Source organism: Streptomyces sp. NPDC048504 (assembly GCF_043200035.1).
Classification (GTDB): Bacteria; Actinomycetota; Actinomycetes; order Streptomycetales; family Streptomycetaceae; genus Streptomyces.
Window position 1 is genome coordinate 45,577 of the sequence record NZ_JBICXA010000015.1, and the last position, 24,355, is coordinate 69,931.

The 24,355-nt window shown below is 70.8% G+C and carries 21 protein-coding genes; 14 read left to right on the forward strand and 7 right to left on the reverse strand.

Features of this window, described 5'->3' with window-relative positions:
* Positions 1-46: 46 nt before the first annotated feature.
* From ACGFY9_RS32590 to ACGFY9_RS32600, 3 genes are read right to left on the reverse strand one after another with little or no spacing between them, the layout of a single operon-like run.
* Positions 47-682, reverse strand: coding sequence for an ATP-binding cassette domain-containing protein (locus ACGFY9_RS32590; protein WP_393760101.1), 636 nt, complete (start codon positions 680-682; stop codon positions 47-49).
* Positions 679-3,570, reverse strand: a complete 2,892-nt coding sequence (locus tag ACGFY9_RS32595; RefSeq protein WP_393760102.1) for an ATP-binding cassette domain-containing protein — start codon at positions 3,568-3,570, stop codon at positions 679-681. Before ACGFY9_RS32595 ends, ACGFY9_RS32590 begins: the two co-directional genes overlap by 4 nt.
* Positions 3,571-3,578: 8 nt before the next feature.
* A complete protein-coding gene (locus ACGFY9_RS32600; RefSeq protein ID WP_393760104.1) occupies positions 3,579-4,055 on the reverse strand; it encodes a hypothetical protein in 477 nt (158 codons plus the stop codon).
* A 122-nt stretch (positions 4,056-4,177) separates the two neighbouring features.
* On the opposite strand from ACGFY9_RS32600, the gene ACGFY9_RS32605 reads away from it, so the two are divergent.
* The 4 genes from ACGFY9_RS32605 (at position 4,178) to ACGFY9_RS32620 (ending at position 7,528) form a co-directional block, all read left to right on the forward strand.
* Positions 4,178-4,732, forward strand: coding sequence for a hypothetical protein (locus ACGFY9_RS32605; RefSeq protein ID WP_393760106.1), 555 nt, complete (start codon positions 4,178-4,180; stop codon positions 4,730-4,732).
* A complete protein-coding gene (locus ACGFY9_RS32610; protein WP_393760108.1) occupies positions 4,701-6,002 on the forward strand; it encodes an ABC transporter substrate-binding protein in 1,302 nt (433 codons plus the stop codon). Before ACGFY9_RS32605 ends, ACGFY9_RS32610 begins: the two co-directional genes overlap by 32 nt.
* Positions 6,003-6,048: 46 nt before the next feature.
* Positions 6,049-7,050, forward strand: coding sequence for a helix-turn-helix transcriptional regulator (locus ACGFY9_RS32615; RefSeq protein WP_393760110.1), 1,002 nt, complete (start codon positions 6,049-6,051; stop codon positions 7,048-7,050).
* 262 nt (positions 7,051-7,312) lie between these two features.
* Entirely contained in the window at positions 7,313-7,528 is a 216-nt protein-coding gene (locus ACGFY9_RS32620; protein ID WP_266767229.1) for an I78 family peptidase inhibitor, read from the forward strand.
* A gap of 99 nt (positions 7,529-7,627) precedes the next feature.
* On the opposite strand, the gene ACGFY9_RS32625 is transcribed toward ACGFY9_RS32620, so the two are convergent.
* Positions 7,628-8,671 (reverse strand): phosphatase PAP2 family protein, encoded by a 1,044-nt coding sequence (locus ACGFY9_RS32625; protein ID WP_393760112.1) that lies wholly within the window; start codon positions 8,669-8,671, stop codon positions 7,628-7,630.
* A 238-nt stretch (positions 8,672-8,909) separates the two neighbouring features.
* On the reverse strand, positions 8,910-10,106 hold the full coding sequence (locus ACGFY9_RS32630) for a hypothetical protein (RefSeq protein WP_393760114.1): 1,197 nt from the start codon (positions 10,104-10,106) through the stop codon (positions 8,910-8,912).
* A gap of 259 nt (positions 10,107-10,365) precedes the next feature.
* Here ACGFY9_RS32630 and ACGFY9_RS32635 point away from each other — a divergent pair, with 259 nt between their 5' ends.
* Together ACGFY9_RS32635 and ACGFY9_RS32640 are read left to right on the forward strand one after the other, a co-directional pair.
* Entirely contained in the window at positions 10,366-11,967 is a 1,602-nt protein-coding gene (locus ACGFY9_RS32635; protein WP_393760116.1) for an MFS transporter, read from the forward strand.
* A 383-nt stretch (positions 11,968-12,350) separates the two neighbouring features.
* A complete protein-coding gene (locus tag ACGFY9_RS32640; protein ID WP_393760118.1) occupies positions 12,351-13,541 on the forward strand; it encodes an acyl-CoA dehydrogenase family protein in 1,191 nt (396 codons plus the stop codon).
* Positions 13,542-13,610: 69 nt separating this feature from the next.
* Here ACGFY9_RS32640 and ACGFY9_RS32645 read toward each other — a convergent pair whose 3' ends face one another.
* Positions 13,611-14,051, reverse strand: a complete 441-nt coding sequence (locus ACGFY9_RS32645; protein WP_019059292.1) for a cell division protein SepF — start codon at positions 14,049-14,051, stop codon at positions 13,611-13,613.
* A 333-nt stretch (positions 14,052-14,384) separates the two neighbouring features.
* On the opposite strand from ACGFY9_RS32645, the gene ACGFY9_RS32650 reads away from it, so the two are divergent.
* The 5 genes from ACGFY9_RS32650 (at position 14,385) to ACGFY9_RS32670 (ending at position 19,453) form a co-directional block, all read left to right on the forward strand.
* Positions 14,385-15,578, forward strand: coding sequence for a DUF5685 family protein (locus tag ACGFY9_RS32650; RefSeq protein ID WP_393760120.1), 1,194 nt, complete (start codon positions 14,385-14,387; stop codon positions 15,576-15,578).
* Between the two features lie 252 nt (positions 15,579-15,830).
* The gene (locus tag ACGFY9_RS32655; protein ID WP_393760122.1) at positions 15,831-18,092 is read left to right on the forward strand and encodes a nitrate- and nitrite sensing domain-containing protein; all 2,262 of its coding nucleotides are present in this window, start codon (positions 15,831-15,833) and stop codon (positions 18,090-18,092) included.
* A complete protein-coding gene (locus tag ACGFY9_RS32660; protein WP_393760124.1) occupies positions 18,089-18,517 on the forward strand; it encodes a roadblock/LC7 domain-containing protein in 429 nt (142 codons plus the stop codon). The genes ACGFY9_RS32655 and ACGFY9_RS32660 overlap by 4 nt, the downstream gene beginning before the upstream one ends.
* Positions 18,514-18,870 carry a DUF742 domain-containing protein gene (locus tag ACGFY9_RS32665; RefSeq protein ID WP_019059289.1) on the forward strand — a complete coding sequence of 119 codons (357 nt, stop codon included), beginning with the start codon at positions 18,514-18,516 and terminating at the stop codon, positions 18,868-18,870. Before ACGFY9_RS32660 ends, ACGFY9_RS32665 begins: the two co-directional genes overlap by 4 nt.
* Positions 18,854-19,453 (forward strand): ATP/GTP-binding protein, encoded by a 600-nt coding sequence (locus ACGFY9_RS32670; protein ID WP_393760126.1) that lies wholly within the window; start codon positions 18,854-18,856, stop codon positions 19,451-19,453. The genes ACGFY9_RS32665 and ACGFY9_RS32670 overlap by 17 nt, the downstream gene beginning before the upstream one ends.
* Before the next feature lie 47 nt (positions 19,454-19,500).
* On the opposite strand, the gene ACGFY9_RS32675 is transcribed toward ACGFY9_RS32670, so the two are convergent.
* Entirely contained in the window at positions 19,501-20,457 is a 957-nt protein-coding gene (locus ACGFY9_RS32675; protein WP_393760128.1) for an ABC transporter substrate-binding protein, read from the reverse strand.
* Between the two features lie 424 nt (positions 20,458-20,881).
* Between ACGFY9_RS32675 and ACGFY9_RS32680 the strand changes: the two genes are divergently transcribed.
* From ACGFY9_RS32680 to ACGFY9_RS32690, 3 genes are read left to right on the forward strand one after another with little or no spacing between them, the layout of a single operon-like run.
* Positions 20,882-21,739: an amino acid ABC transporter permease gene (locus ACGFY9_RS32680; RefSeq protein ID WP_393760130.1), complete on the forward strand. Its 858-nt coding sequence runs from the start codon at positions 20,882-20,884 to the stop codon at positions 21,737-21,739.
* On the forward strand, positions 21,736-23,529 hold the full coding sequence (locus ACGFY9_RS32685) for an FAD/NAD(P)-binding protein (protein ID WP_393760132.1): 1,794 nt from the start codon (positions 21,736-21,738) through the stop codon (positions 23,527-23,529). The genes ACGFY9_RS32680 and ACGFY9_RS32685 overlap by 4 nt, the downstream gene beginning before the upstream one ends.
* A gap of 43 nt (positions 23,530-23,572) precedes the next feature.
* Positions 23,573-24,334, forward strand: coding sequence for an amino acid ABC transporter ATP-binding protein (locus tag ACGFY9_RS32690; protein ID WP_393760134.1), 762 nt, complete (start codon positions 23,573-23,575; stop codon positions 24,332-24,334).
* Positions 24,335-24,355 lie beyond the last annotated feature (21 nt).

The following is a 24,355-nucleotide window of genomic DNA, read 5'->3' on the forward strand; positions in this document are numbered from 1 at the left end:
CCGAGCCGCCCCCGCCCGGTCCTCCGACCGGGCGGGGGCGCGCCCGTTACGCCAGTTCGGCCGCCTCGCCGCCGAACACGACACTCCCGCGCCGCAGTTCGTACACGATCGCCGCCCGGCCGCGCAGCACCGGCGGCAACCGCTGCTCGGCCACGACCACGCACGCGTCCAGCCCGCCCAGCAGTTCGTACGTGTGCGCCGCGACCGCGGGCGACATGCCCTGGGCCGGTTCGTCCACGAGCACGACACGCGCGCGTGCCAGCAGGGCCCGGGAGAGCGCCAGCATCCGCTGCTCGCCCCCGGAGAGGGTGCCGGCCCGGCGGGGGAGCAGCGGGCCCAGTTGCGGATACGCGTCGAGGGCAACGGCGTAGTCCCGTGCGGCGAGTTCGAGGTTCTCGTGGACGGTGAGGGACCCGAACACGGCCTGCCGTTCCGGCACCAGACACAGCCCCCGGCGGGCCCGTTCGTGCGCGGGCACACGGGTCACATCGGCGCCGTCCCACACCACCGCGCCGCCCGACAGCGCGACCGTACCGGCGAGGGCGCGCAGGGCGGTTGTCCGGCCGGAGCCGTTGCGGCCCAGCAGGACGGTGAGGCCGTGAGCGGGGGCGGCGAGGGTGATGCCGTGCAGGGCTTCGAGGGGGCCGTAGCGCACGCGCGCGTGGCGCAGGGCGATGGTCATGCGGGGGTCTCCCGGGTGGGCTCTCGGGCGCCGAGTGTGTCGAGGACGTGTCCGGGCGGCCCGGAGGCGACGATCCGGCCCGCGGTCATCACATGGACCACGTCGGCGAGGCCGGCGACCAGATCGAGGTCGTGCTCGACGACGAGGAGGGCGGTGCCCTCGGCGGCCAGGGCCCTCAACACCAGGGTCAGCGAGGCCACTTCGGCGGTGTCGAGTCCGGCGGCGGGTTCGTCGAGCAGCAGCACCCGCGGACTTCCGGCGAACGCCCGCGCCAGCTCCACCCGGCGCAGCGTCCCGGTGGGCAGCCCGGCGGCGGGCAGCGACCGTACGTCCCCGTCGAGCCCGAACAGCCGCAACGCCCGCTCCACGGCGCCCGGTTCGGCGACCTGGCCCTGCTCGGCACCGACGCGCACGTTCTCGGCGACGGTCAACGAGGGGAACACGGCGAGCTGTTGAAAGGTCCGGGCGATCCCGAGCCGGGTGCGGGCATGCGCGGGCAGCCTGGTGATGTCCCGTCCCCCGAGCCTGACCTGCCCCCGCGCGGGCCGCACGGTCCCGGCCAGACAGTGGAACAGGGTGCTTTTTCCAGCCCCGTTGGGCCCGACCACAGCGGTGACCTGCCTGGCCCGCACGACGAGATCGACCCCGTCGAGCGCGGTGAAACCGCCGTAGCGGGCGTGCAGGGTGTGGGCGGTGAGGACGGGTGGGGCCGGGGGAGTCCGGGCGCGGAGTGGGGTGGTCGGTCGCGGGGCGGGTCCGGGTGGGCGCGCAACGCCTGTGCGGGTGGCCGCCGTTGCCTGCGCGTCGTCCTGTTGGCTGGGCCCGGTGTTCCGCTCGCGCTCGGCGTCGAGTCCCGTCGGGTGTGCAACGCCCGTGCGTGGTAACGCCGTTGTGGCCGCCTCGCCCCGCCGTCCGGGTCCGGCGAGGCGCCCTCGCGGGTCCCGCGCTCCGGAGGCCCGCCCGGCACCGAGCCTCGCGCGGCGCGCAACACCCGAGTGCACAGCTGTCGTTGAGTGCACCTGTACCGCCGCACCCGCCACCCGCAGCCTCCGCCGTACGCCCACCCCCAACGGCGTGAGCCGCACCCCCCGCCGAAGGCGCAGCCGTTCCGCCGCCGTGCGCAACGCCTCGTACGGCCCTCCGGGAAAGCGACCCACGCACACCGCCAACACCCCGATCAGCGCCGCCGCCACCCCGCCGCGCGCCCCCGCGTCCAGCCCGACCAGCAGGGCCGCGGCCGCCAGTGCGCCCAGTGTGCTGTCGGCGCCCAGGACGACCACCGCGGCGAACCACAGCAGTCCCCGGACGGGGTCGTAGGCCGAGGGGTCGAAGGCGCGCAGGCCCATGCCGAGCATGCCACCGCCCAGGGCGGCCAGGGCGGCTCCCGCGACGAAGGCCAGGAGTTTCAGGGACGGGACCTGGACGCCCGCCGCGGACGCGCCCTGTTCGTGGTCGCGCAGGGCGGCGAGGGCGCGGCCCGTGCGGCCCCGGCGCAGGGCGTGGGTCGCCAGCAACGCGGTTGCCAGGAGGGCGAGTTCGAGGACGTAGTAGGCGCGGTCGCCGTCGAAGCCGGACGGGCGGGCCAGTGACAGGCCCGACGTGGCGTACGGCTGGGCGAAGACGAAGCGGCTGACCCCGACGCCGACCGCGAAGGTCGCGAGGGCGAGGGCCAGGCCGTGGCGGCTGATCGCGGGCCAGCCGGTCAACAGGCCCAGGGGAGCGACCAGGAGGACCGCCACCGCCAGCGCGGCCAGTTCCGGGAGGCGGGGGAGGAGCGGGAAGCGGCCCGCCGCCAGCAGCGCCGTGAACAGGGCGCCCAGGCCCGCGTACGCCGCCTGCCCCAGGGAGAGCTGACCGCCGCGCCCGGTGACCACCACCAGGGACAGCAACACCACGCCGAGCGCCGGGACTTGGACCGAGGTGTGCAGGTCCGAGCCCGCGAAGCCGAGGGGGAGGAGGAACAGGACCCCGGCCACGATCCAGGCACCGGGAGGCGTCGCGACGCGGGCCGTCGCCGTACGGGGGAGGGCGTCCCGCGAGCCGAGACCGGGCAGCACCAGCGCCGCCACCAGCAGGGCGACCACGAACAGGTTCGCACCCGCCGCCTGCAGCAACTGCCCACCCCAGCCCGGCAGATGGAGCCGCGTCAGCTGGCTCTGCCCGACGCCGATCCCCAGCGCCACCACCACGGCGACCGGCAGGCTCCGCATCCGCGCGGCCACCGCGACCGCCACCACCTCCATGACGAGCAGCGGCAGGCCGTACGGGTCCAGGCGCACGTACGGCGCGAGGAGCACGCCCGTCAGCCCCGCTGTGAAGGACCCGAACGCCCAGCCCGCCGCGGCCACCCGGTCCGCGTCCACGCCACCCAGTACCGCGAGTTGGCGGTCGTCGACGACGGCCCGCAGCTCCCGCCCGAAACGCGTCCACCGGATCACGGCCCCGACTCCGGTGGCCAGCACGAGCACCACCGCCAACTGCCCCCAGGGATCGGCCGACACCAGCTCCGGAGCGTCGTCCCGCGCCCCCTGCCCCCACACCAGCGCGGCCCCGCCGACCAGCAGCACGAACACGCCGATGGACGCGACCAGCGTCTGCGCCGGATCGCCGCCGAGGACCGCCAACGGGCGGAAGACGAACCGTTCCAGAGCCACCCCGATGCCCGGCGCCAGGAAGAGCAAGGTCACCACCGCGCCCAGCCACAGCGGCCAGCCCCACCCGGCCACGCACTGCCGCAGCACGTACGCGCACACCATCGCGACCGCGCCGTGCGCGAAGTTGAGGACGCCGGTCGCCCGGTACGTCACGATCAGGCCGATCCCGGTGAGCGCGGCGGCGCTGCCGACGGAGAGACCGGCGAGGGTGAGGTCGTAGGTGAAGGAGGACATCCGGGGCTTCAGTCGTCGGCTTCGGCGGGTTCGCAGATCGGGCAGGGGCTCAACTCGCCGTTCGCCACGAGCTTCGAGTCCACCGGCACCGCCTCCGGCTTCCCGGCGACCAACGGGCAGTCCGCGCGGTGCCAGAGCGTGCCGCCCGGCACCATCAGCAGGTCCCCGCTGACCGCCACAGGCGCCGCGGCGGCCCGCGCGGACTCCTCGGCCTCGGCGGGTTCGGCGGCCACGAGAAGGCCGTACAGCTCCTCCACGCGCGCGGCGGCGAGGGCGGAGCGGCCGTGGGTGAGCAGGACCGCGGCGGCGACGATCAGCGCGGCGCCGGGGATCGTGCAGGACGCCAGGTAGGGGAGTTGGCGTTCCGCGTAGCGCTCGCCGGAGACGCCGTACCAGCCGAGCACGCACAGGACCGCGCCCGCGGCGAGCGCGGCCCAGCCGGCCCACAGGGCGGGGTGCACGGTCCGCAGTCGGGCTGTCCGCATTTACGGCCCCCACACGTCGGGTGTCTGTCCATGCCGGCCAATGGCTTGCACTATGCCTTCTGACACCTGACCTGAAAACACCGGGCGAGCACGGCCCGGAACGACACCCGGCGGTGAGCCAGATGGTTCTCGGGAGCGACCTCAGGCGAAGGAACACAAGGCGCGTGCGGGGCACGGCGGTTGCGGCCGCCCTGGTCCTGGTGCTCGGGCCGGCCCTGGCGGCCTGCAGCGACGACAGCGGGGGTGGCGGCAGCGCACCGCCGCCCACCCCGTCCGTCGAGCAGCCGACGAGCGCCCCGGCGACCGCGCCCGCGGACCCGGCCGCCGCGACGACCCAGATCAAGGCCAACTGGAAGAAGTTCTTCGACCCGGCCAGCTCCAGCGCCGACAAACAGGCCGTCCTGGAGAACGGCGAGCAGATGGCCCCGGTGCTCAAGGCCTTCAGCGGCGACAAGCGCGGCGGGCAGGTCCAAGCGGTCGTCCAGAAGGTCGAGTTCACCTCGGCGACCAAGGCGACGGTGACGTACAGCCTGACCCTCAACGGCGCCACCGCCCTGCCGAAGGCCTCCGGGACGGCCGTCCAACAGGGCGGCACCTGGAAGGTGTCCGTCAACACCCTGTGCGCGCTGGTGGCGTTGAGCGGCGATGCCTCGCAGTCGCCCGGGGCGGGCTGCTGAGGCCGCTGCCGCGGTGCTGCTGCTCCTGGGGAGCGCGGCCTGCGGCAGCCGCCTCCCGGAGAGCGACTTCGAGCACGGCAACACCGGTACGCCCGCACCCACCAGCGGCACTCCGATCCGGGTCGGCATCATCACCAGCGCGACCAGCCCGGTCGGCGGCGACACCTTCACCGGCCCCCGTGACGGCGCCAAGGCGTACTTCGACCGCCTCGACGCGCGCGGGGGCATCGACGGGCACCCGGTCGAGGTGCGCCTGTGCGACGACGGCGGCAGTGGTGTCGGCAACAACGCGTGCGTGCACCAACTCATCGACGAGGACAAGGTGGTCGCCCTGGTCGCCACCACCGCCCTCGACTACGCGGGCGCCTCCCGCGTCTCCCACGCGCGCGTGCCCGACATCGGCGGCCAGCCCATCGGAGCCGCCTACGACACCTGGCCGCACCTCTACGGCATCTACGGCAGCCTCGCGCCCCGCGCCGGGACACCGGGCTGGGACGGGCGGCTGTACGGCGGCACGGAGGTCTACCGGTACTTCAAGCGCGAGCAGGGCGCCCGTACCGCCGCCGTCGTGTCGTACAACCAGGCCGCGTCCGCCGCCTACGCCCGCCTCGTCGAGCAGGGGCTGAAGGCCGAGGGCTACAAGGTCGTCACCGAGCAGGTCGACTTCGCGCTGCCCAACTTCCGTGCCGTGGCGGCCGATTTGAAGGAGCAGGGCGCCGACCTGGTCTTCGACGCCATCGACACACACGGGAACGCCCAGTTGTGCGAGGCGATGGACGAGGTCGGCGCGAAGGTCATCGCCAAGGTGACGAACGTCCAGAACTGGACGTCCACCGTCCCGGAGGACTACAAAAACTCCCCGAGCTGCCGCAACGCCCTGTGGGCGACCGGGTCCAGCCGGGACTTCGACGACACCTCCCAGGCGGCCGTACGGGACTTCAGGGACGCGACTAAGGGGCTGAAGACGCATTCCCAGTGGCAGTTGGAGGGGTGGGCGGCCGCGATGTGGTTCACGGACGCGGCGAAGTCGTGTGCGAGGACGAAAACGGGCGTCACGCGTGCGTGCGTCGACCGCTTGATGAACCGGAGCGAGGACTACACCGCCGACGGGCTGTTGGTTCCCGTCTCCTTCGAGCGGCTCGCCGAACCGCCGAAGACGCGTAGAACCTGTCTGTCCGTGGCCCGCTGGCAGGACGGCAAGGGGTGGGTCCCGCAAGGAGACATGAACAGCACCTGTTTCGACGTGCCACAACTGCCGTACCGCCCTTGATGCGGGCCGCCGTTGATACAGGCCGCCCTTGATGGAGACTTCGACCATGTTGGAGACCTCGGCACGACTCCTGCGCCTGCTCTCGCTGCTCCAGGCCCACCGCGAGTGGTCCGGGGCCGACCTGGCCGACCGGCTCGGGGTCACCCCGCGTACGGTGCGCCGGGACGTGGACCGGCTGCGGGAGCTGGGGTATCCGGTCAACGCCAGTCCCGGCACGGGCGGCGGCTACCAGCTGGGCGCGGGCGCCGAGTTGCCGCCGCTGCTCCTGGACGACGACGAGGCGGTCGCCGTGGCGGTCGGGCTGCGCACCGCCGCGGGGCAGGGCATCGAGGGCATCGGCGAGACCTCCGTACGCGCCCTCACCAAGCTCGAACAGGTGCTGCCGAGCCGGTTGCGCCGCCGGGTGGGCGCCCTCAACGCGTTCACCGTGCCGATGCTGCACAACACGCTGCCGTCCGCCGTCGACCCCGCCGTCCTGACCGAACTGGCCGCCCTGTGCCGGGACGCCGAGCGGCTGCGCTTCGACTACGAGAGCCACGACGGCACCCCGACTCGGCGCAGCGTCGAACCGCACCGGCTGGTGTGCACCGAGCGGCGCTGGTACCTGGTCGCCTGGGACCTGGACCGCGAGGACTGGCGCACCTTCCGCGTCGACCGCGTCACGCCCAGGCCGCCGCACGGGCCGCGCTTCACCCCGCGCGAGCCACCGGCCGAGGACCTCGCCGCGCACGTCTCGAAAGGGGTCTCCACGCGCGCGTACGCCTCGCACGCCGTCGTACGGCTGCTCGTGCCCCTCCAGGAGGCAGCCGAACGGATCTCACCGTCCGGCGGGACGCTGGAGGCCGACGGGCCGGACGCCTGTCTGCTGCGGACCGGGGCCCCGAACCTCGACCTGATGGTGATCCACGTGATGATGATGGGCTTCGACTTCGAGGTCCTGGAGCCCGTCGAACTGACCGAGAGGATCAGGACGGCCCGGGACCGGCTGACCCGCACGCTGGACCGGCCCGGCCCGGGAGCCCATGGCGATTCTGTGCCGGAACGGTGAAACTCTTATGCGGCGTCAGCTCCCGCCGTAGCGCTCGGAATCCGAATGGAAAGGGGCGCCCGGCCCGTTCTCGCGGCACTTTCCGCCGGGCTATTCAGGGAGCCGGACCGACATGCGGGAATTACGTTCGAATGCCTGCGGAAGGCGTACGGAACCGCTCATACGTGTGAGGGATGGAGAACAAAACACACGTCCTGATCCTGTGACAGAAGTGTGACCGGAGAGGGACGGGGAGAGTGGAAGAGGGGCTAGCGTGGCGGGCATGGCATCCATTCCGACTCCACCGGCAGAGCCCCAGGACAGTCCGAACAGCTATGTGGGCCTCGACGCGACAGAGGCCGAGCGGCTCGCGCGGGAACGCGGCTGGCCGACCGTGCGATCGCTGCCGCCGGGGGCGATCATCACCATGGAGTTCCGCGTGGGACGGCTCAACTTCGAGGTCAAGGACGGCACGGTGGCGCGCGCCTGGAAGGGCTGAGCGCGGACACGACGAAGGCCCCGGTTCCGCTGGAGGAACGGGGGCCTTCTTGATGCGCGGGGATGGTTGTGCGTACCGGCCCCGCGGTCTGGGGCGGGGTCAGCCGCCCGTCGCCGGACGGGCCGTGGCCGTGGCCGGCGTCGTGCCGCGCGCCACGCGGTCCGGGTGCGGCGGGCGGCGGCTGCCGATCGGGGTGACCGGGGTGCGCTCGGAGCGGGTCGTGTGCGGGCCGGGGGCGAGATGGGCGGGTGGCCGGACCGAACGGCTCGCGGTGACCGTCTCACGGGCCGCCGGGACCTCGTCGCCCGAGGAGGAGGCGCGCGGCTTGAGCAGCACCGGCGCGGTGACCGGCGAGGCGGGTGCGGGCGCGGGTGCCGTGCCGCCGCGACGGGCGCGCCAGCGGTCGCGGTAGTCGAAGATGCGGGTCTCGGCGAGGGCGATCAGCGGCTCGCACCAGGGAAGGGCGAGCAGGACCAGCAGACCGGCGGCCCAGCCGAGCAGCACGTCGCTCAGCCAGTGCGTGCCGAGGTAGACCGTGGCGAGACCGACGCCGAGCGAGGTCACCGCGGACGCGGCGGACAGCCAGCGGCGGGCGGCCGGCGTGGAGGCCAGATACGCCAGGATTCCCCAGGTCACGACCGCGTTGGCGGTGTGGCCGCTGGGAAATATATCGCCGCCGAGACCCATCTCGTTCGAGCCGATGACGGTGGCGTAGTGCGGGCCGAGACGGCCCATGCCGAGCTTGGCCGCGCCGACCGTGATGTTCAGCAGCAGCAGCAAGGTGCCCAGGGTCAGCAGCGGGCGCAGCGTGTGCTGCCGCCAGGAGCGCCAGCCCAGCCAGGCCGCGACCATCACCGCGGTGGGGCCGCGCTGGCCGAGGACCACGTAGTAGTCGACGAACCAGTGGATGCCGGCCCACTGCTGGTACGGCCGGAAGAACATGACCTGCCAGTCGAACCGGACCAGCCAGGACGTGGTCACGACGAGCCACACGATCGCCAGATAGAAGGCCAGGGTCGCCGCGAAGAGCACGACCCTGTGCCGGCTCATCTTCGGCACATCGATGTTGGCCGGCCGTTCAGGTTCACGGTCCAGCCTCGCGAACACCCGGTCCAGACGGGTGAGGTTTCGTTCGGTACGCACTCAATCGACGTTACAGCGAGTGAGTGTGGATCCCCGTCGAATCAGCGGCTTTGTGATGACGATGTGATGTGGGAAAGCTCTCAGGAGCAGGTTTATTTCCGAGGATTCCGCAATCCAGGACCGCTCCGTCCTTCAATTCCTTTGATCATGCCGGGGTCGAGTTTTATGGCCCTTATGAATTAGTTCACCAAATGCTGGGGTGGAATTGGCCGGGCGCTCATGGAGCGTGACGAGTGGATCATGGTGGACCGGAGCCGTTCAGCCAGAACGCCCCGTACGCGGCCGACGCCACCGCGACACCGCCCACCACCCACGCTGACCTGGACGTACGCAGCCGCGCCAGGGCGAGCGCGAGGGGGAGCAACAGGGGGAAGGCGGGCATCAGCAGGCGCGGTTTCGAGCCGAAGTAGCTCGACGCGCACAGCGCGAGCGCGGTGACGACGCCGGTGTACACCAGAAGCGGCAGCGGCTGGCCCTGCCGGACGCCCACGACGTACAGCCAGAGCACCAGCCCGACTCCGACGATCAGCCCAACTCCTGCCAGCGCCGAGGGGAACGACGTGAACTTCTCGCCGACGAAACGGGCGAAGGCGGCACCCCCGTCGAAACCGTTGCGCCAGCCCGCCTGCACGTCGAGATAGCCCAGCGGACCCTTGCCGGTGCGATGACCGACCCACAGGACGTAGCCGGCGGCGCCGAGGGGCGCGAGCGCCATCCCGAGGGCGCGCGGCCAGACCCGCGCGCCGGGCACGGGCGCCGTGCTGCGGTCCCGCACGAAAGAGGACCCCGCGCGCGGGGCGAATCCGGTGGACCGCGAGGCGACTCCGGTGAACGAGGTGATGCCCGCGACCCACACAGCGGCCACGACCGCGAGCCCCACGGGCCGCGTCAGCCCGGCGAACAGCGCGAGCGTGCCCGCCGTCAGCCAGCGGCCCGTCAGCACGGCGTACAGGGACCACGCGGCCAGCGCCGTGAAGAGCGACTCGCTGTACGCCATCGACTGCACGATCCCGACCGGGAGCACGGCCCACAGCAGCACGGCACACACCCCGGCCCTCCGGCCGTACACGTGCTCCACGACCGCGAAGATCCCCCAGGCCGCCGCGAGCGAGGCGAGCAGGCTCACCGTGAGGCCGCCGTCGGCGTACGACAGCGGGGTCACCGCGTGCATGAGCCTTTCCAGCCAGGGCAGCAGCGGGAAGAAGGCGAGGTTCGAGTGGACGTCGCCGTTCGGGAGGCGGACCTCGTAGCCGTAACCGAGGTCGGCGACCCGGGTGTACCAGAGGGCGTCCCACCGGGCCGTCAGCAAGGTGTGGGCGCTCTTGCCGCGCGCCGCGCTCCACACCGCGAGCACCACCAGGCCCAGGGCGCGGACGGCGGCGTACCCGAGGAGGGCCGGGGCCGCCCGGCGCAGAGGTGCTGCGAGATCGTTCACGGACCCGATTATCGAGGGGGCGCGGAACCGGCAGGCCCGGCGGGGCGTGGTCCACAGAAGGGTGAGTGGTGTACGCCACACGTGTTCTCCGGGGAGTGTGAGAGGTCCGCCACGTGGCATTGGCGTGAACTCGCGTACGCTGACGGCTCACTCGCCTTCGTTGCGCGGGTCGGAGACCCCGCTCCTCTCCGGCCGCAGTCACGGGGAGTCCCCACCCCGTGAGCCCGCCGAACGCGAGGGATCATCTGGGAGGTAGTTCATGTCCGGGACGACCACGGCCGCCGCAGCGCTGCGCCGTCGGGCGGCCGGGGCCGGTGCCAACCGCTGGGTCGTCCTCGTCGTCCTCTGTGTCAGCCTGCTGCTCGTCGCGCTCGACGCCACCGTGCTCCATGTCGCGGTGCCCGCCGTCACCGAGGACCTCAAGCCCGGCGCGATAGAGCTGCTCTGGATCGTCGACGTCTATCCGCTGGTCTGCGCCTCGCTCCTCATCCTCTTCGGCACGCTCGGCGACCGAGTGGGCCGCAGACGGATCCTCCTTCTCGGCTACGGCCTCTTCGGCGTCGCCTCCGGTCTGGCCGCCCTCGCGCATGACGCCCAGGTCCTGATCCTCGCGCGGGCGCTGCTCGGCGTCGGCGGCGCGATGATCATGCCGGCCACGCTCTCGATCCTCCGCCAGGTCTTCCCCGACCGGCGCGAGCGGGCGGTGGCGATCGGCGTGTGGAGCGCGGTGGCGGCGGTCGGCGCGGCGGTGGGCCCGCTGCTCGGCGGATTCCTGCTGGAACACTTCTGGTGGGGCTCGGTCTTCCTCGTCAACATCCCGCTGATGCTGATCAGCCTGCCGATCGGGCGGCTCCTGCTGCCCGAGTCCCGCGGCGACCGCAACGGCCCGTGGGACGTCGTCGGCGCGCTCATGGCCGCGGGCGGTCTCTTCGGTGTCGTCTTCGGCGTGAAGCGGCTCGGTGGCGGGGAGCCGGTGGAGAGCGGGTGGACCGTGGCCCCGCTGCTCGTTGGCGCGGTGCTGCTGGCTCTCTTCGTACGACGACAAAGGCGCCGTACGCATCCGCTGGTGGACCTGAAGATGTTCCGCAGACCGGCGTTCAGCACGTCCGTGGGCTGCATCGTGCTGGCGATGCTGGCACTGGTGGGCCTGGAGCTGATCGCGGCGCAGTACCTGCAACTGGTGCTGGGGCTGTCGCCCCTCCAGACAGGTCTACGACTCCTGCCGCTGACGTTCGCGGCGATGGCGGCGGGGTTGTTCGGGGCGCGGATGCTGCGGCGGTTCGGGCCGCGCCGGATGGTGTGCTTCGGCTTCTGTCTGACCGCGTTCTCGGTGCTGACGCTGACCGCGATGGGCGAGAGGGACAACACCGGGCTGCTGCTCTTCGGGTTCCTGTTGCTCGGGTTCGGGCTGGAGATGACGCTCTTCGGGGCGTACGAGTCGATGCTGAGCGAGGCGCCGCCGGCGCAGGCGGGTGGCGCTGCGGCCATAGGCGAGACCTCCTACCAGCTCGGCGCGGGCATCGGCATCGCGCTTCTCGGCAGCGTGATGAACGCGGCGTACGCGCCCGGGTTGTCGTCCGTTCCCGGTGTACCGGCGTCCGCGTCGGCGTCCGCGGGGCATTCGCTGGGCGAGGCGTACGACGTCGCAGGGCGGCTCGGCGGGGCGCGTGGAGCCGCCCTGCGCGACGCGGCACGGCACGCTTTCGTCCACGGCCTGCATGTCACGTTGCTCGTCAGCGCGGGGTTGCTGCTGCTGGGCGCGGCGATGGCATTGAGGTTGCCCCGGATCATGCACTGCGAGGCACCCTTGGCCACGGTCCCTGCCCCGAGGGAAGTAGCAGAGTCCCGCGTCTCCGCCTGACGCCAAGACGCCCTCCCACCCACGCACCACCCGTTTACGGGCAATCGAAAGGTGGCCGTCTCCTGTGGGGGCCGCCCACCGTTGGCGGCTGCGGGCTGCGGGCTGCGGGCTGCGGGCTGCGGGCTGCGGGCTGCGGGCTGCGGGCTGCGGGCTGCGGGCTGCGGGGACTGAGCTTTTGGCTTTGGGACTGGGGTCCGACGTGGGTGCGGCCGCCCGCGGTGCTCAGCCCCCGCGGCAGACGGTCACTTGTCGGCGCCTTGCACGGGTGGGCGGGTGGGAAAGGTTGGGTAGGGCGCGACGTGCTGGACGTGTGACACCGGGCGTCGTAACGTCGGGGCGTTGTTGTAACTAGCGGTGATAGTTTTAGTGCCGGAGGCTCTGCCATGGCTGCGTCCTCGAAGTTGCCCCCCTTCGACCCCGCCGACCCCCTCGGCATCGACGACCTGCTCGACCCCGAGGACCTCGCGATCCGGGACACCGTCCGGGCGTGGGCCGCGGACAGGGTGTTGCCGTACGTCGCGGAGTGGTATGAGAAGGGGGAGTTGCCCGGGATCAGGGAACTCGCTCGCGAACTCGGTGGCATCGGGGCGCTCGGGATGTCGCTCAGCGGATACGGCTGTGCCGGGGCCTCCGCCGTCCAATACGGGCTCGCCTGCCTGGAGTTGGAGGCGGCGGACTCCGGGATCCGGTCGCTTGTGTCCGTGCAGGGGTCCCTCGCGATGTACGCCATCCACCGCTTCGGGAGTGAAGAGCAGAAGCAGGAATGGCTGCCGCGTATGGCCTCCGGCGACGTCATCGGCTGCTTCGGGCTCACCGAACCCGACCACGGTTCCGACCCCGGCGCCATGCGCACCTACGCCAAGCGCGACGGCGGCGACTGGGTCCTCAACGGCCGCAAGATGTGGATCACCAACGGGTCGGTGGCCGGCGTCGCCGTCGTATGGGCGCAGACCGACGACGGGATCCGCGGGTTCGTCGTACCCACCGAAAGCGCCGGCTTCTCCGCGCCCGAGATCAAGCACAAATGGTCACTCCGCGCATCCGTCACCAGCGAACTCGTCCTCGACGACGTCCGGTTGCCCGCCGACGCCGTGCTGCCGGAGGTCGTAGGGCTGAAGGGTCCGCTCAGCTGTCTGTCGCACGCTCGTTACGGAATCGTCTGGGGTGCGATGGGCGCGGCACGCGCTTCCTTCGAATCCGCGGTCGCGTACGCGAAGACGCGGGAGCAGTTCGGGCGGCCCATCGGCGGCTTCCAGCTCACCCAGGCCAAGCTCGCCGACATGGCGGTCGAACTGCACAAGGGGATTCTGCTCGCCCATCACCTGGGGCGGCGCATGGACGCCGGGCGCCTGCGTCCCGAGCAGGTCAGCTTCGGCAAGCTGAACAACGTACGGGAGGCCATCGAGATCTGTCGTACGGCGCGGACGATCCTCGGTGCCAACGGGATCTCACTGGAGTACCCCGTGATGCGGCACGCGACGAACCTGGAGTCGGTGCTCACGTACGAGGGCACCGTCGAGATGCACCAGCTCGTGCTGGGCAAGGCGCTCACCGGACTCGACGCCTTCCGGTAGGAAGACCCGAAGACCCCTGATCGACGTTGATCAACCCTGCGGGAGGCAGGGCCGGTAAGCGGCCCTGCCTCAGCTCTGGTTGAAGAAACCGTCCTCACGGCGCACGGCGGGGTCGCCGCTGACGATCTCCGTGTTGGCGGGGGTCAGCAGGAAGACACGGTTCGCGACCCGCTCGATCGTGCCGCGCAGGCCGAAGGTGAGGCCGGCCGCGAAGTCGACCACACGCTTGGCGTCGGTCGCCTCCATCGCCGTGAGGTTCACGATCACCGGAACCCCTTCCCGGAACAGCTCGCCGATGGCGCGGGCGTCCCGGAAGCTGTCCGGGGTGACCGTGCCGATCCGCCGGCCCTTCACCTCGGCGACGTCCTCCGCCACCTTCACCCGCGGATCCGTGACCCAGGCATCCCCGGGCTGCTCGGTCCCTTCGGAGTAGTCGTCGTCGTAGTAGCGCTCGTCATCGTTGTCGTCAACGAGTCCAAGCCAAGCACTTGCCTTGCGTACCGATCCCATGGACGCCTCCTCTCACAGCGGTCTTACTTGCTTTCCGCATCCCTATGGTCATCCATGATGCGGATCGCGCGCCAAGTGGATAGACGCCGCGCGGGGGGTTTGTGACGCTACTGGTGCACAGCCAATACGTCGAGGGCCCCCGTGTATCAAGGGTGTTGCTGGACAAGGCTGCTGACTGAGAGTGAAATATGATTCTTCCCGGCGTCCGGGTGACGGCTGGTGCGTACGGGTGAACGAGGTGGTCGATACGAAGCGGCTGCTCAACGCCCGGTCAGATGCCATATCGATCTCCGGATGCCCAGTCAGATGTCGTTCACGCCACGGGGGGTTGTCGTGTTCGGAATGGTCCGGCCCTGCAGTCACAGACTCGGTGAGAACCTCAAGGCCCAGTGGATGGCGCATTTGTGCGGGCTGTGTCTCGCGCTGCGCGGGGACCACGGGCAGTTCGCGAGGGTTGTCACGAACTACGATGGTTTGCTCCTCTCGGTCCTGACGGAGGCTCAGGTCGAGCGGGCGGGCGGCGGATGGCGTCGTACGGCCGGGCCCTGCCCGTTGCGCGGGATGCGGACCGCGTCCGTCGCGCAGGGCGACGGGGCCCGGCTCGCGGCGGCCGTCTCGCTGGTGCTCGCCTCCGCCAAGGTGCGTGACCATGTCGCCGACGGGGACGGCCTGCTGGCCCGCAGGCCGGTGGCGCCGGCCGCGCGACGGATCGCCGGGAGCTGGGGACGGGCCGGGGCGCGCACCGGCTCCGCGGTCGGGTTCGACGCCGCCGTACTCGTCGACGCCGTGGAGCGGCAGTTCGGCATCGAGTCCTTGGCCGGACCCGGGACGCCGATCCTGACCGTGACCGAACCGACCGAGACCGCCACGGCGGCCGCCTTCGCGCACACCGCGATCCTGGCCGGACGGCCCGGCAACGCCGTACCGCTCGCCGAGGTCGGACGCCTCTTCGGACGGCTCGCGCATCTCCTGGACGCCGTGGAGGACAAGGAGACCGACGCCGCGTCGGGCGCCTGGAACCCCCTCACGGCGACCGGCACCCCGCTCACCGAGGCCCGGCGGCTCGCCGACGACGCGCTGCACGGGATACGGCTCGCGCTGCGGGAGGTCGCCTGGGGGTCTGGGGTCTCCCCAGAAAAGCACAGCGCGGACGGCAGGCTCGCGCATCTGCTGCTCGCGCACGAACTGGGGCGCTCGGTGGACCGGGCCTTCGGCACCCGGTCGTGCGGGCACGGACCGGAGGGTGCGTTCGGGCCGCCGCGGACTCCGTACCTGCCGGGCGATCCGCGGCACGACGGCAATCCCTACGGCGGTGAGCCCCCGCGCCCCGACGGACGCGGTTTCTGGGCCGGGTGCGCCGCCGCCCTCGGGCTCTGCTGCACCTGCAAGGTGTGCTGCGCCGACGAGTTCGAGGGGCCGTGGTCGGGGCGGCGGCGCGAGGGATGCTGCTCCAGTTGCGACTGCTCGTGCTGTGACGCGTGCGAATGCTGCGAATGTTGTGAATGTTTGTCGTGCTGCGACTGCTGAATATGCCGAGTGCCGTGACCTGTTGACCCTGACGGGCCGTCATCGCCGTTGTATACACGCCACTTGAGGATCATGGCCGACCTGCGAGGCCGGCCATGATCCTGTTTCAGGGCGGTAAAACAAAAACATGATCCGGTGACCGCTGTGCCGTAAGTGTCGTTGGGCGGGAGCAGAACCATTTCTGCCCCGGGGTCGATCCCTGATCGACCCTGATCAACCCCGATCAACTCGCCACCCACTTAAGGCACTTCAGTGGACGTCACAACAAAAGCGACCACCAGCATCCGCACCAGGCTGCTGAGGATTCTGATCCTCGCCCTCGCGGTCCTGCTCGCTCTGCTCGGTATCGCGGCCGCCGAGCAGATCTCCGCCTATCGCAACGCTTCCGCGACCGCCGACAACGCCCGCCTGGAAATCACCCTCCAGGGACTCGTCCACGAGCTGCAGAAGGAGCGCGGGCTCACCACCGGATACGTCGGCGGCGTACGGCAGTTCAGCGCCAAGCTGCCCACGCAGCGCAAGGCGACCGACGCCGCGCGCGAGCAGTTGGACGTGGCACTGAAGGGGCGTGAGGACTCGGCCGCCGGTTCGGTGCGCGAGTCCCTCGGCCGGCTCGACGGCCTCGCCGGCATCCGCAAGGACGCCGACGACGGCACCGGCGTGGTGAAGGACACCTTCGACTACTTCACCACCACGATCACCGTCCTCGACCGGCTCGACCTCGGCCTCGAAGACGTCCACGACGGCAACCTGCGCGACGCCTACCAGGCGCTCCAAGTCCTCGGCAACGCCAAGGAGTTCACCGGCGAGGAGCGCGCCATCGTGCTCGGCTCCGTACGCGCCGGGAAGTTCCGCGGCGACGACTACAGCCGGTTCATGGAGATCCGCGCCGGACGCCTCGCCGCCCTCGACGCCTTCCCCCGTTCGGCCACCGCCGTGCAGGAACGGCGCCTGAACACCGCCCTGACCACGCCCGACGCCGAGCGCGCGCTGGCGTACGAGAGCAAGGCGGCGCACGGCACCGGGAAACTGAAGTCGAGCGCGATCCCGCCCATGGCCTGGTGGGACTCGATGACCTCCACCATCAACGGGATGCGGAACGTCCAGATCACCCTCGGCACCGATGTCGAGAACCGCGCCGCCCAGTTGGAGAGTTCGGCCCAGCGCGACCTGCTGCTGTTCCTGCTGCTCGCCCTCGCCACGGTCGCCGCGCTCGGCGCGCTGGCCCTCGACTGCGTACGGTCCGTCTCCACGCCGCTCGTCGAACTCGCCCGGCAGGCACGGGAGGTGGCCGGCAGCCGGCTGCCGCAGGCCGTGGCCGCCGTACAGGACGGGTCGTCCGGAGCGGCGCCGAAGCCGCCCGCTCCGCTCGCCGTCGCCGACAAGGCGGGGGCCGAAGTGCGGGAGGTGGCCGACGCGTTCGACCGGGTGCAGCGGTCCGCCTTCGAACTCGCCACCGAGCAGGCCGTGTTGCGGCGCAACGCCACCGACTCGCTGGTGAGCCTGGGGCGTCGCAACCAGAACCTGGTACGCCGTCAGATCAGCTTCATCAACAAGCTGGAGCACGAGGACGCCGACCCCGCGACCCTCGCCAACCTCTTCGAACTCGACCACCTGGCCACCCGTATGCGCCGCAACGCCGAAAGCCTCCTCGTGCTCGCCGGAGAGTCCAGCCCCCGCCCCTGGTCCACCCCGCTGGCCGTCAACGACGTGCTGCGCGCCGCGCTGTCCGAGGTCGAGGAGTACCGCCGGGTCACCCTGCGCCGCATCGAGCCCGCGTTCGTCACCGGCTCCATCGTCGTCGAGATCGCCCACCTGCTGGCCGAGTTGGTGGAGAACGCGCTGAGCTTCTCGCCGCCGGACTCCGACGTGGAGATCGAGGGACGGCGCACCAGCGCCGGGTATCTGGTCGCGATCGTCGACCACGGCTTCGGCATGGACAACCAGGCCCTCGCCGAGGCCAACGTACGGCTCTCCGGCACCGCCAGCTTCATGGCCGAACCCACCCGTTTCCTGGGCCACTTCGTGGTCGGCGCGCTCGCCCGCAAGTGCGGCATCGAGGTACGGCTCGGCGAGGCACCGGCGGCCGGTGTGGTCGCCCGGGTGCTGATCCCCGCGGGGCTGTTGACGGAGAAGGCGGTCGAGACGGGGCCGGCGGTTCCCGCACCCAGGAAGGCGGAGACGGAGGAGATGAAGAGCGAGGAGACCGAAGCGGTGGCCGCCCCGGTCGCCGCCAAGGGCGGTTCGTCCGCCGCGCGCACCCGCAACGGCCTGGTCAAGCGGCCACAGCGCAGCGGTATCGCGGCAGCGGTGAGTGAGACCGACCGGACCGGCAGCCCTGCCCCCACCACACCGCCCAACCCGGAACGGACTCCCGAGCAGGTCTCCGGGATGCTCTCCACTCTGCGCAGCGCCCACATGCGGGGCGGCATCAGTGTCGAGAAGGAGAAGCAGCAGAAGACCGAGAAGAGTGCCGCGAAGAACGCCGAGACGAACGAGGGTGCCGCCAAGTGACCGCCGTCGACACCCCGCACGACTCGCAGACCTTCAACTGGCTGCTCGCCAACTTCGTCAAGAGCACCGACGGCGTGCGCGACGCGGTCGCCGTCTCCTCCGACGGGCTGCTGATCGCCGTGTCGGACGGGCTCGGCCGCACCGAGGCCGACCATCTCGCCGCGATCGTCTCGGGGTTGAGCAGCCTGGCCCGCAGCGCGTCCAAGCGGTACAGCTTCGACGGGGTCAAGCTCATCATGATCGAGATGGGGCGCGGTTTCCTGCTCGTCTCGGCGATCCGGGACGGCAGCTGTCTCGGTGTCCTCGCCGACAGCAGCGGTGAACTGGGCCTGGTCGGCTACGAGATGGCGGTGCTCGCGGAGCGGGCGGGTGATCTGCTCACCCCGACGCTCATCGCCGATCTGCGGCAGGCGTTGCCACGGTGAACGGTGAACAGCCCAGGGACGTAGAACCTGACGAGGACGCGACGTTCGTCCGGCCGTTCATCATCACCGGCGGCCGGTCCGAGCCTCTCCAGGCCGATCTGCGGCTGGAGACGCTGGTCGTCGCCGTCGGCGTGCCGGATCCGTCGCTCACGTTCGAGCGGCGCCACATCGTCGCGGTGTGCGAGCAGCCGACGACCGTCGCCGAGGTGGCACACCGCGTCGGCGTACCCCTCGGAGTGGCCAAGGTGCTCATCTCCGACCTCGTCGTCGCCGGGCAACTCGCCTGCCGGCAACCCGCGGAGCTGCCGCTCCCGATGCTCGAAAGGATCAGGGACCATGTCCGGGCGCTCTGACAAGATCGTGCCGCTGGCCGTGAAGATCGTGGTCAGCGGCGGCCTCGGGGTCGGCAAGACCACGTTCATCGGGGCCATTTCGGAGATCGAACCTCTCGACACGGAGGCGGCGATCACCCAAGTCTCCGTCGGCGTCGACTCGTTGGAGGGCGTCGAGGCGAAGACCACCACGACCGTCGCCCTCGACTTCGGGCGGATCACGCTCGACCCGACGATCGCGCTGTATCTGTTCGGGACACCCGGGCAGGACCGGTTCTCCTTCCTCTGGGACGACTTGGTGGAGGGCGCGCTCGGCACGGTGGTCCTCGTGGACACCCGGCGGATCGAGGACTGCTTCCCGGCGGTCGACTACTTCGAGTCGCAGGGCGCGCCGTTCGTCCTCGCGGTGAACCGGTTCGACGGGGCGGAGCGGTTCGATGTGGACGAGGTTCGGGAGGCGCTGGGGCTGGGGGCGGATGTGCCCGTACTGGAGTGTGACGCGCGTGAACGGGGGTCTGTGCGGGACGTGTTGGGGGCGTTGATGGACCGGGTGATCGGAGTTCGGGCCACACCACGTCGTCGTACGGCCGCCCTGTCGCGCTAGGCGGGAGGAGGGGGCCGATCCGCGAACCGGGCCCCCTCCGGCCCTGGTCAGTTCTTCAGTTCCGGTGGGGACACCTGCGACTTCGCTATCGCCGAACCCGTCGTGCCCCACTTCTTGAGGATCCTGTCGTACGTGCCGTCAGCGATGAGCTTGTTCACCGCGGCCTGGAAGGCAGGCGCCAGCTTCGTGCCCTTCTTGAAGGCGAAGCCGACGTCCAGGCGGTGGAACTCGTTGAGGAACTTGACGCCGGTCTGCTGGGCGACGGCGTAGCGCAGGCCGTTGATCGTGGACATCACGACGTCGCTGCGGCCCTGTTGGAGGGACGACCAGATCGCGCCGGACTCGCTGTAGGTCTGTACGTTGTACGCCTTCTTGCCGGCGTCCGTGCAGACCTTCTTGTTCTCCTCAAGGGTGGCCTCGAAGGTGGTGCCCGCGCCGGTCGCGACGTTCAGGCCGCAGAGCTGCTTGAGGTCGGTGATCTTGCCGAGCTTGCTGTCCTTGCGGGTGGCGAAGCCCTGGCCGTCGTTGATGTAGGTGACGAAGTCGATCGTCTTGCGCCGTTCGTCGGTCACGCCGAAGTTGCTGGCGCCGAAGTCGTACTTACCGCTGTCGAGGGCGGGCAGGATCGCCTCGAAACTCGCCTGCTCCGTCTTGAGTTCGATGCCGAGGACCTTCGCCACGGCATCCGCGAAGTCGACGTCCTGGCCGGTCAGCGTCTTGCCGTCGTCGAGATAGGTGGTGCCGGGTGGCGTGCCGCCGACGGCCACCGCCACGGTGAGGCTCGTGGTGCCGGAGGGCAGCAGCTTGGCCGCCGCCGCGTCCTTCGGGATGGCCGAGACGACGTCCGTCGTGGGGATCTTGTCGGCCTTGGCCGCCGCCGCGTTCGCCGTGGTGCCGCTCGCGTCGTCCGAGCCGGAACCGCAGGCCGTGAGCAGCAGGGCCGCCGAGGTGATCAGGGCAAAGGGTGCGAAATGCCGATAACGGGTGCGCGTGGGCGTACGCATCGTGTGCGGTCTCCTGAGAGCAAGAGTGAGCAGAACCCGAGGGGAGGGTGAGGGGTGCGCGTGTGAAGGCGAAAGGGAGCGCGGGGAGAACGCGAGAAGCGCCCGATCAGGCGGAAGAACCGGGGATCAGGGCGTGCAGTGGGTCAGCTCAACAGGAGGAAGACCACACTCGACCGAGGTCGATGTGGGAGCGCTTGACCAGCCACTGCTGTGGATGCATGGAGTAAGTGGAACAGGCATCCGGTTGGGCGTCAACCGACTTGAGACGTACCGCTCACAGTATGGACACCCTTGACAGCGAGGGGAAACGGCGCCGTACCCTCGGTGCACGGCCCTGCTGAGGGGCTCGGCCGTACGGCGCCGAAAGGCGCCCTGTGTGAAGGCACCCACCCGTGTTCGACCGACGTCACGGAGTTGTCTTCCTATGTCTTCCGACACCCTCGCCAAGTCAGCCGCCGCACCGGACATACCCGAGCTGGCCGGCTCTCCGCGGATCGTCCCGCAGCGCCGACTCGGCCAGTGGACGGCCGCCGTCGCCGTACTGATCCTGCTCGGGCTCGCCGTCACCTCCGTCGTCCGCAACCAGGCGTTCCAGTGGGGCGTGGTCGGCGACTACTTCACCTCGGACTCCGTACTGCGCGGCCTGTGGCTCACCCTGTGGCTGACGGCCGTGGTGATGGTGCTCGGCTTCGTCCTCGGCGCACTGCTCGCGGCGGCCCGGCTGTCCGCCAACCCCGTGCTGCGCGGCGTCAGTTGGGGCTACGTCTGGCTGTTCCGGTCCATCCCGATCCTGGTGCAGCTGCTGCTGTGGTTCAACATCGGTGCGCTGTACCCGCAGTTGCTCGGCGTGAAGACGGTCAACCTGTTCACTCCGATCGCGGTCGCGATCATCGGACTCACCCTGCACGAGGCCGCCTACGCCGCCGAGGTCGTCCGGGGCGGCATCCTCTCCGTCGACCGCGGCCAGGTCGAGGCCGCGCAGGCGCTCGGGCTGAGCCGGTGGCGCCGCTGGTGGCGGATCGTACTGCCGCAGGCGATGCGCTCCATCGTGCCGCCCGCCGGGAACATGCTCATCGGCACCCTCAAGGGCACCTCGATCGTCAGCGTCATCGCCGTCCAAGACCTGCTGTTCTCCGTGCAGTTGGTCTATCACCGCACCTACCAGGTGATCCCGCTGCTGATGGTCGCCACCATCTGGTACACCGTCGTCACCTCGGTGCTCAGCGTCGGCCAGTACTACGTCGAGAAGCACTACGCGCGCGGCTCGGAGCGCACCCGATGAGCGCGGACAGGCGGACACTTGTCATCGTCGGGGCCGGGCCGCGGGGGACCGGTCTCATCGAGCGCATCGCCGCCAACGCGCCTGAGCTGTACGACAGTTCGGGCGCCGAAGGCGCTGAAGGTCCCGAGGGTCTCGACATCCATCTCGTCGACCCTCATCCGCCGGGCGCCGGACGCATCTGGCGCGCGGCCCAGTCGCCGCTGCTGTGGATGAACTCGCACGCCGAGGACGTCACCATGTTCACCGACGAGACGGTGGTCATGGACGGTCCCGTACGCCCCGGTCCCACGCTGCACGAATGGGCCGCCATCGAGGGCAGCACCTTCGCCGACCGCCAGCTCCAGGGCTCCTATCTGCGCTGGGTGCACGAGGAGGCCGTGGCCGCGCTCCCGCCGGGCGTCACCGTCCACCACCACCCGCGACGGGCCCTCAGGATCAGCGGCCCGCGCGACGGACGCCAGCAGGTGTGGCTGGAAGGCAGCCCGGACCCGCTCCTCGCCGACCTCGTCGTCCTCGCCCTCGGCCACCTCGACGCCGAACTGGACGAGGACCAGCGGGAGTTGGCGGCGTACGCCCGCGCCCACGACCTGGTCCATCTGCCGCCCGACTTCACCGCCGACAGCGACCTGACCTCCCTCGCCCCCGGCGAACCCGTCCTCGTCCGCGGCTTCGGCCTCGCCTTCGTCGACCTGATGGTGCTGCTCACGGAGGGGAGGGGCGGACGCTACGACGGCGACACCTACGTCCCCTCGGGTCAGGAGCCGGTGCTGTACGTCGGGTCGCGGCGCGGAGTGCCGTACCACTCGAAGATCGGCTACGAGTGGAGCGGTGAACGGCCGCCGCTGCCACGGTTCTTCGGGCCCGCCGAGGTCGACGTGATACTCGCGCGGCCGGAGGGGTTCGACTTCCGGCGGGACGTATGGCCGCTGATCGAGAAGGAGTTGGGGTTCGCGCACTACCACCGGCTGTTCGGTGTGCACCCCGAGCGGACGAGCATCGCCTGGACCGACTTCGAGGAGAAGTACGCGGCCGGGGAGGCGGCGGACCGCGAGGCCCTCGTGGCGTCCGCCGTGCCCGACCCCGCCGACCGGCTCGACCTCGCGGCACTCGACCACCCGCTGGACGGGGTGCGGTACGCGTCGCACGAGGAGTTCCAGGAGGGGCTACGGGCCTATGTGAAAGGGGATCTGAGTCGCCGTCATGATCCCTCCAACAGCCCCGACTTGGCGGTCTTCCTCGGACTGCTCTCCGTCTACGGGCAGTTGATCCGGCTCGGTGACGTCGGGCCCTGGTGGCACGGTTTCTTCAGCTATCTCGCCTCCGGGCCGCCCGGACCCCGGCTGCGCCAACTCCTCGCGCTGTCCCGGGCCGGCGTCGTGCGGTTCGTCGGCGCCGACATGGCCGTAGCCGCCGAGGACGGGGTGTTCCGCGCGTCGAGCGCGACCGTGCCGGGTGTGACGATCGAGGCGCGGTCGCTGGTCGAGGCGCGGCTGCCGGAGCCCACGGTCGGGCGGTCCGTCGATCCGCTGCTGCGTCAACTGCACGACGACGGGGCTGTGGTGGAGAGTCACGAAGGGCTGCTGCGGGTGGACCGCACCGACGGGCGGATTCTCGGCCGGGACGGGCAGCCACATCCCCGGCGGTTCGCGCTCGGGCCCTACACCGACGTGCGGACGCCTGGCGCCTTCACCCGGCCACGCACCGGCGGTCCCGCCTTCCGGCAGAACGACGCCACCGCGCGGGCCGTGCTGGCGTTCCTGCGGGACCTCGCGTGTCGGGCCACCGCGTAGCTCTCGACCGCCAACTCCGCTGCCAGTACAAGGGATTCACACCATGACCGTCATGGTCGACATCAGGTCCGTCCACAAGAGTTTCGGGTCGCTCGACGTGCTCAAGGGCATCGACCTCGCGGTGCGCGCGGGCGAAGTCACCGTGATCCTGGGCCCGTCGGGGTCCGGCAAGTCGACGCTGCTGCGCACCATCAACCATCTGGAGAAGGTCGACCAGGGCACGATCAGCGTCGACGGCACGCTCGTCGGCTACCGGCGCTCCGGCGACAAGCTGTACGAACTGCGTGAGCGCGAGGTGCTGAAGCAGCGCACCCGGATCGGGTTCGTCTTCCAGAACTTCAACCTCTTCCCGCACCTCACCGTGCTGGACAACATCATCGAGGCACCGGTCTCCGCGCTGAAACGCCCCCGCCGAGAGGCGGTTGAGAGCGCGCGCCGGCTCCTCGACCGGGTGGGGCTCGCCGACAGGGCCGACGCCTACCCCAGGCAGATGTCCGGCGGGCAGCAGCAGCGGGTCGCGATCGCCCGCGCGCTCGCCCTGGAGCCGAAACTGCTGCTCTTCGACGAACCGACCTCCGCGCTCGACCCCGAGCTGGTCGGTGAAGTCCTCGACGTCATCAAGGACTTGGCCCACCAGGGCACCACGATGATCGTCGTCACCCACGAGATCGGCTTCGCCCGCGAGGTCGCCGACACCGTCGTCTTCATGGACGACGGCCGGATCGTCGAGCAGGGCGCCCCGGCCGACGTACTCGACCGACCCCGGCACGAACGCACCCGGACCTTCCTGTCCAAGGTGCTGTGACGTGCGCAGAAAGGGACTCCC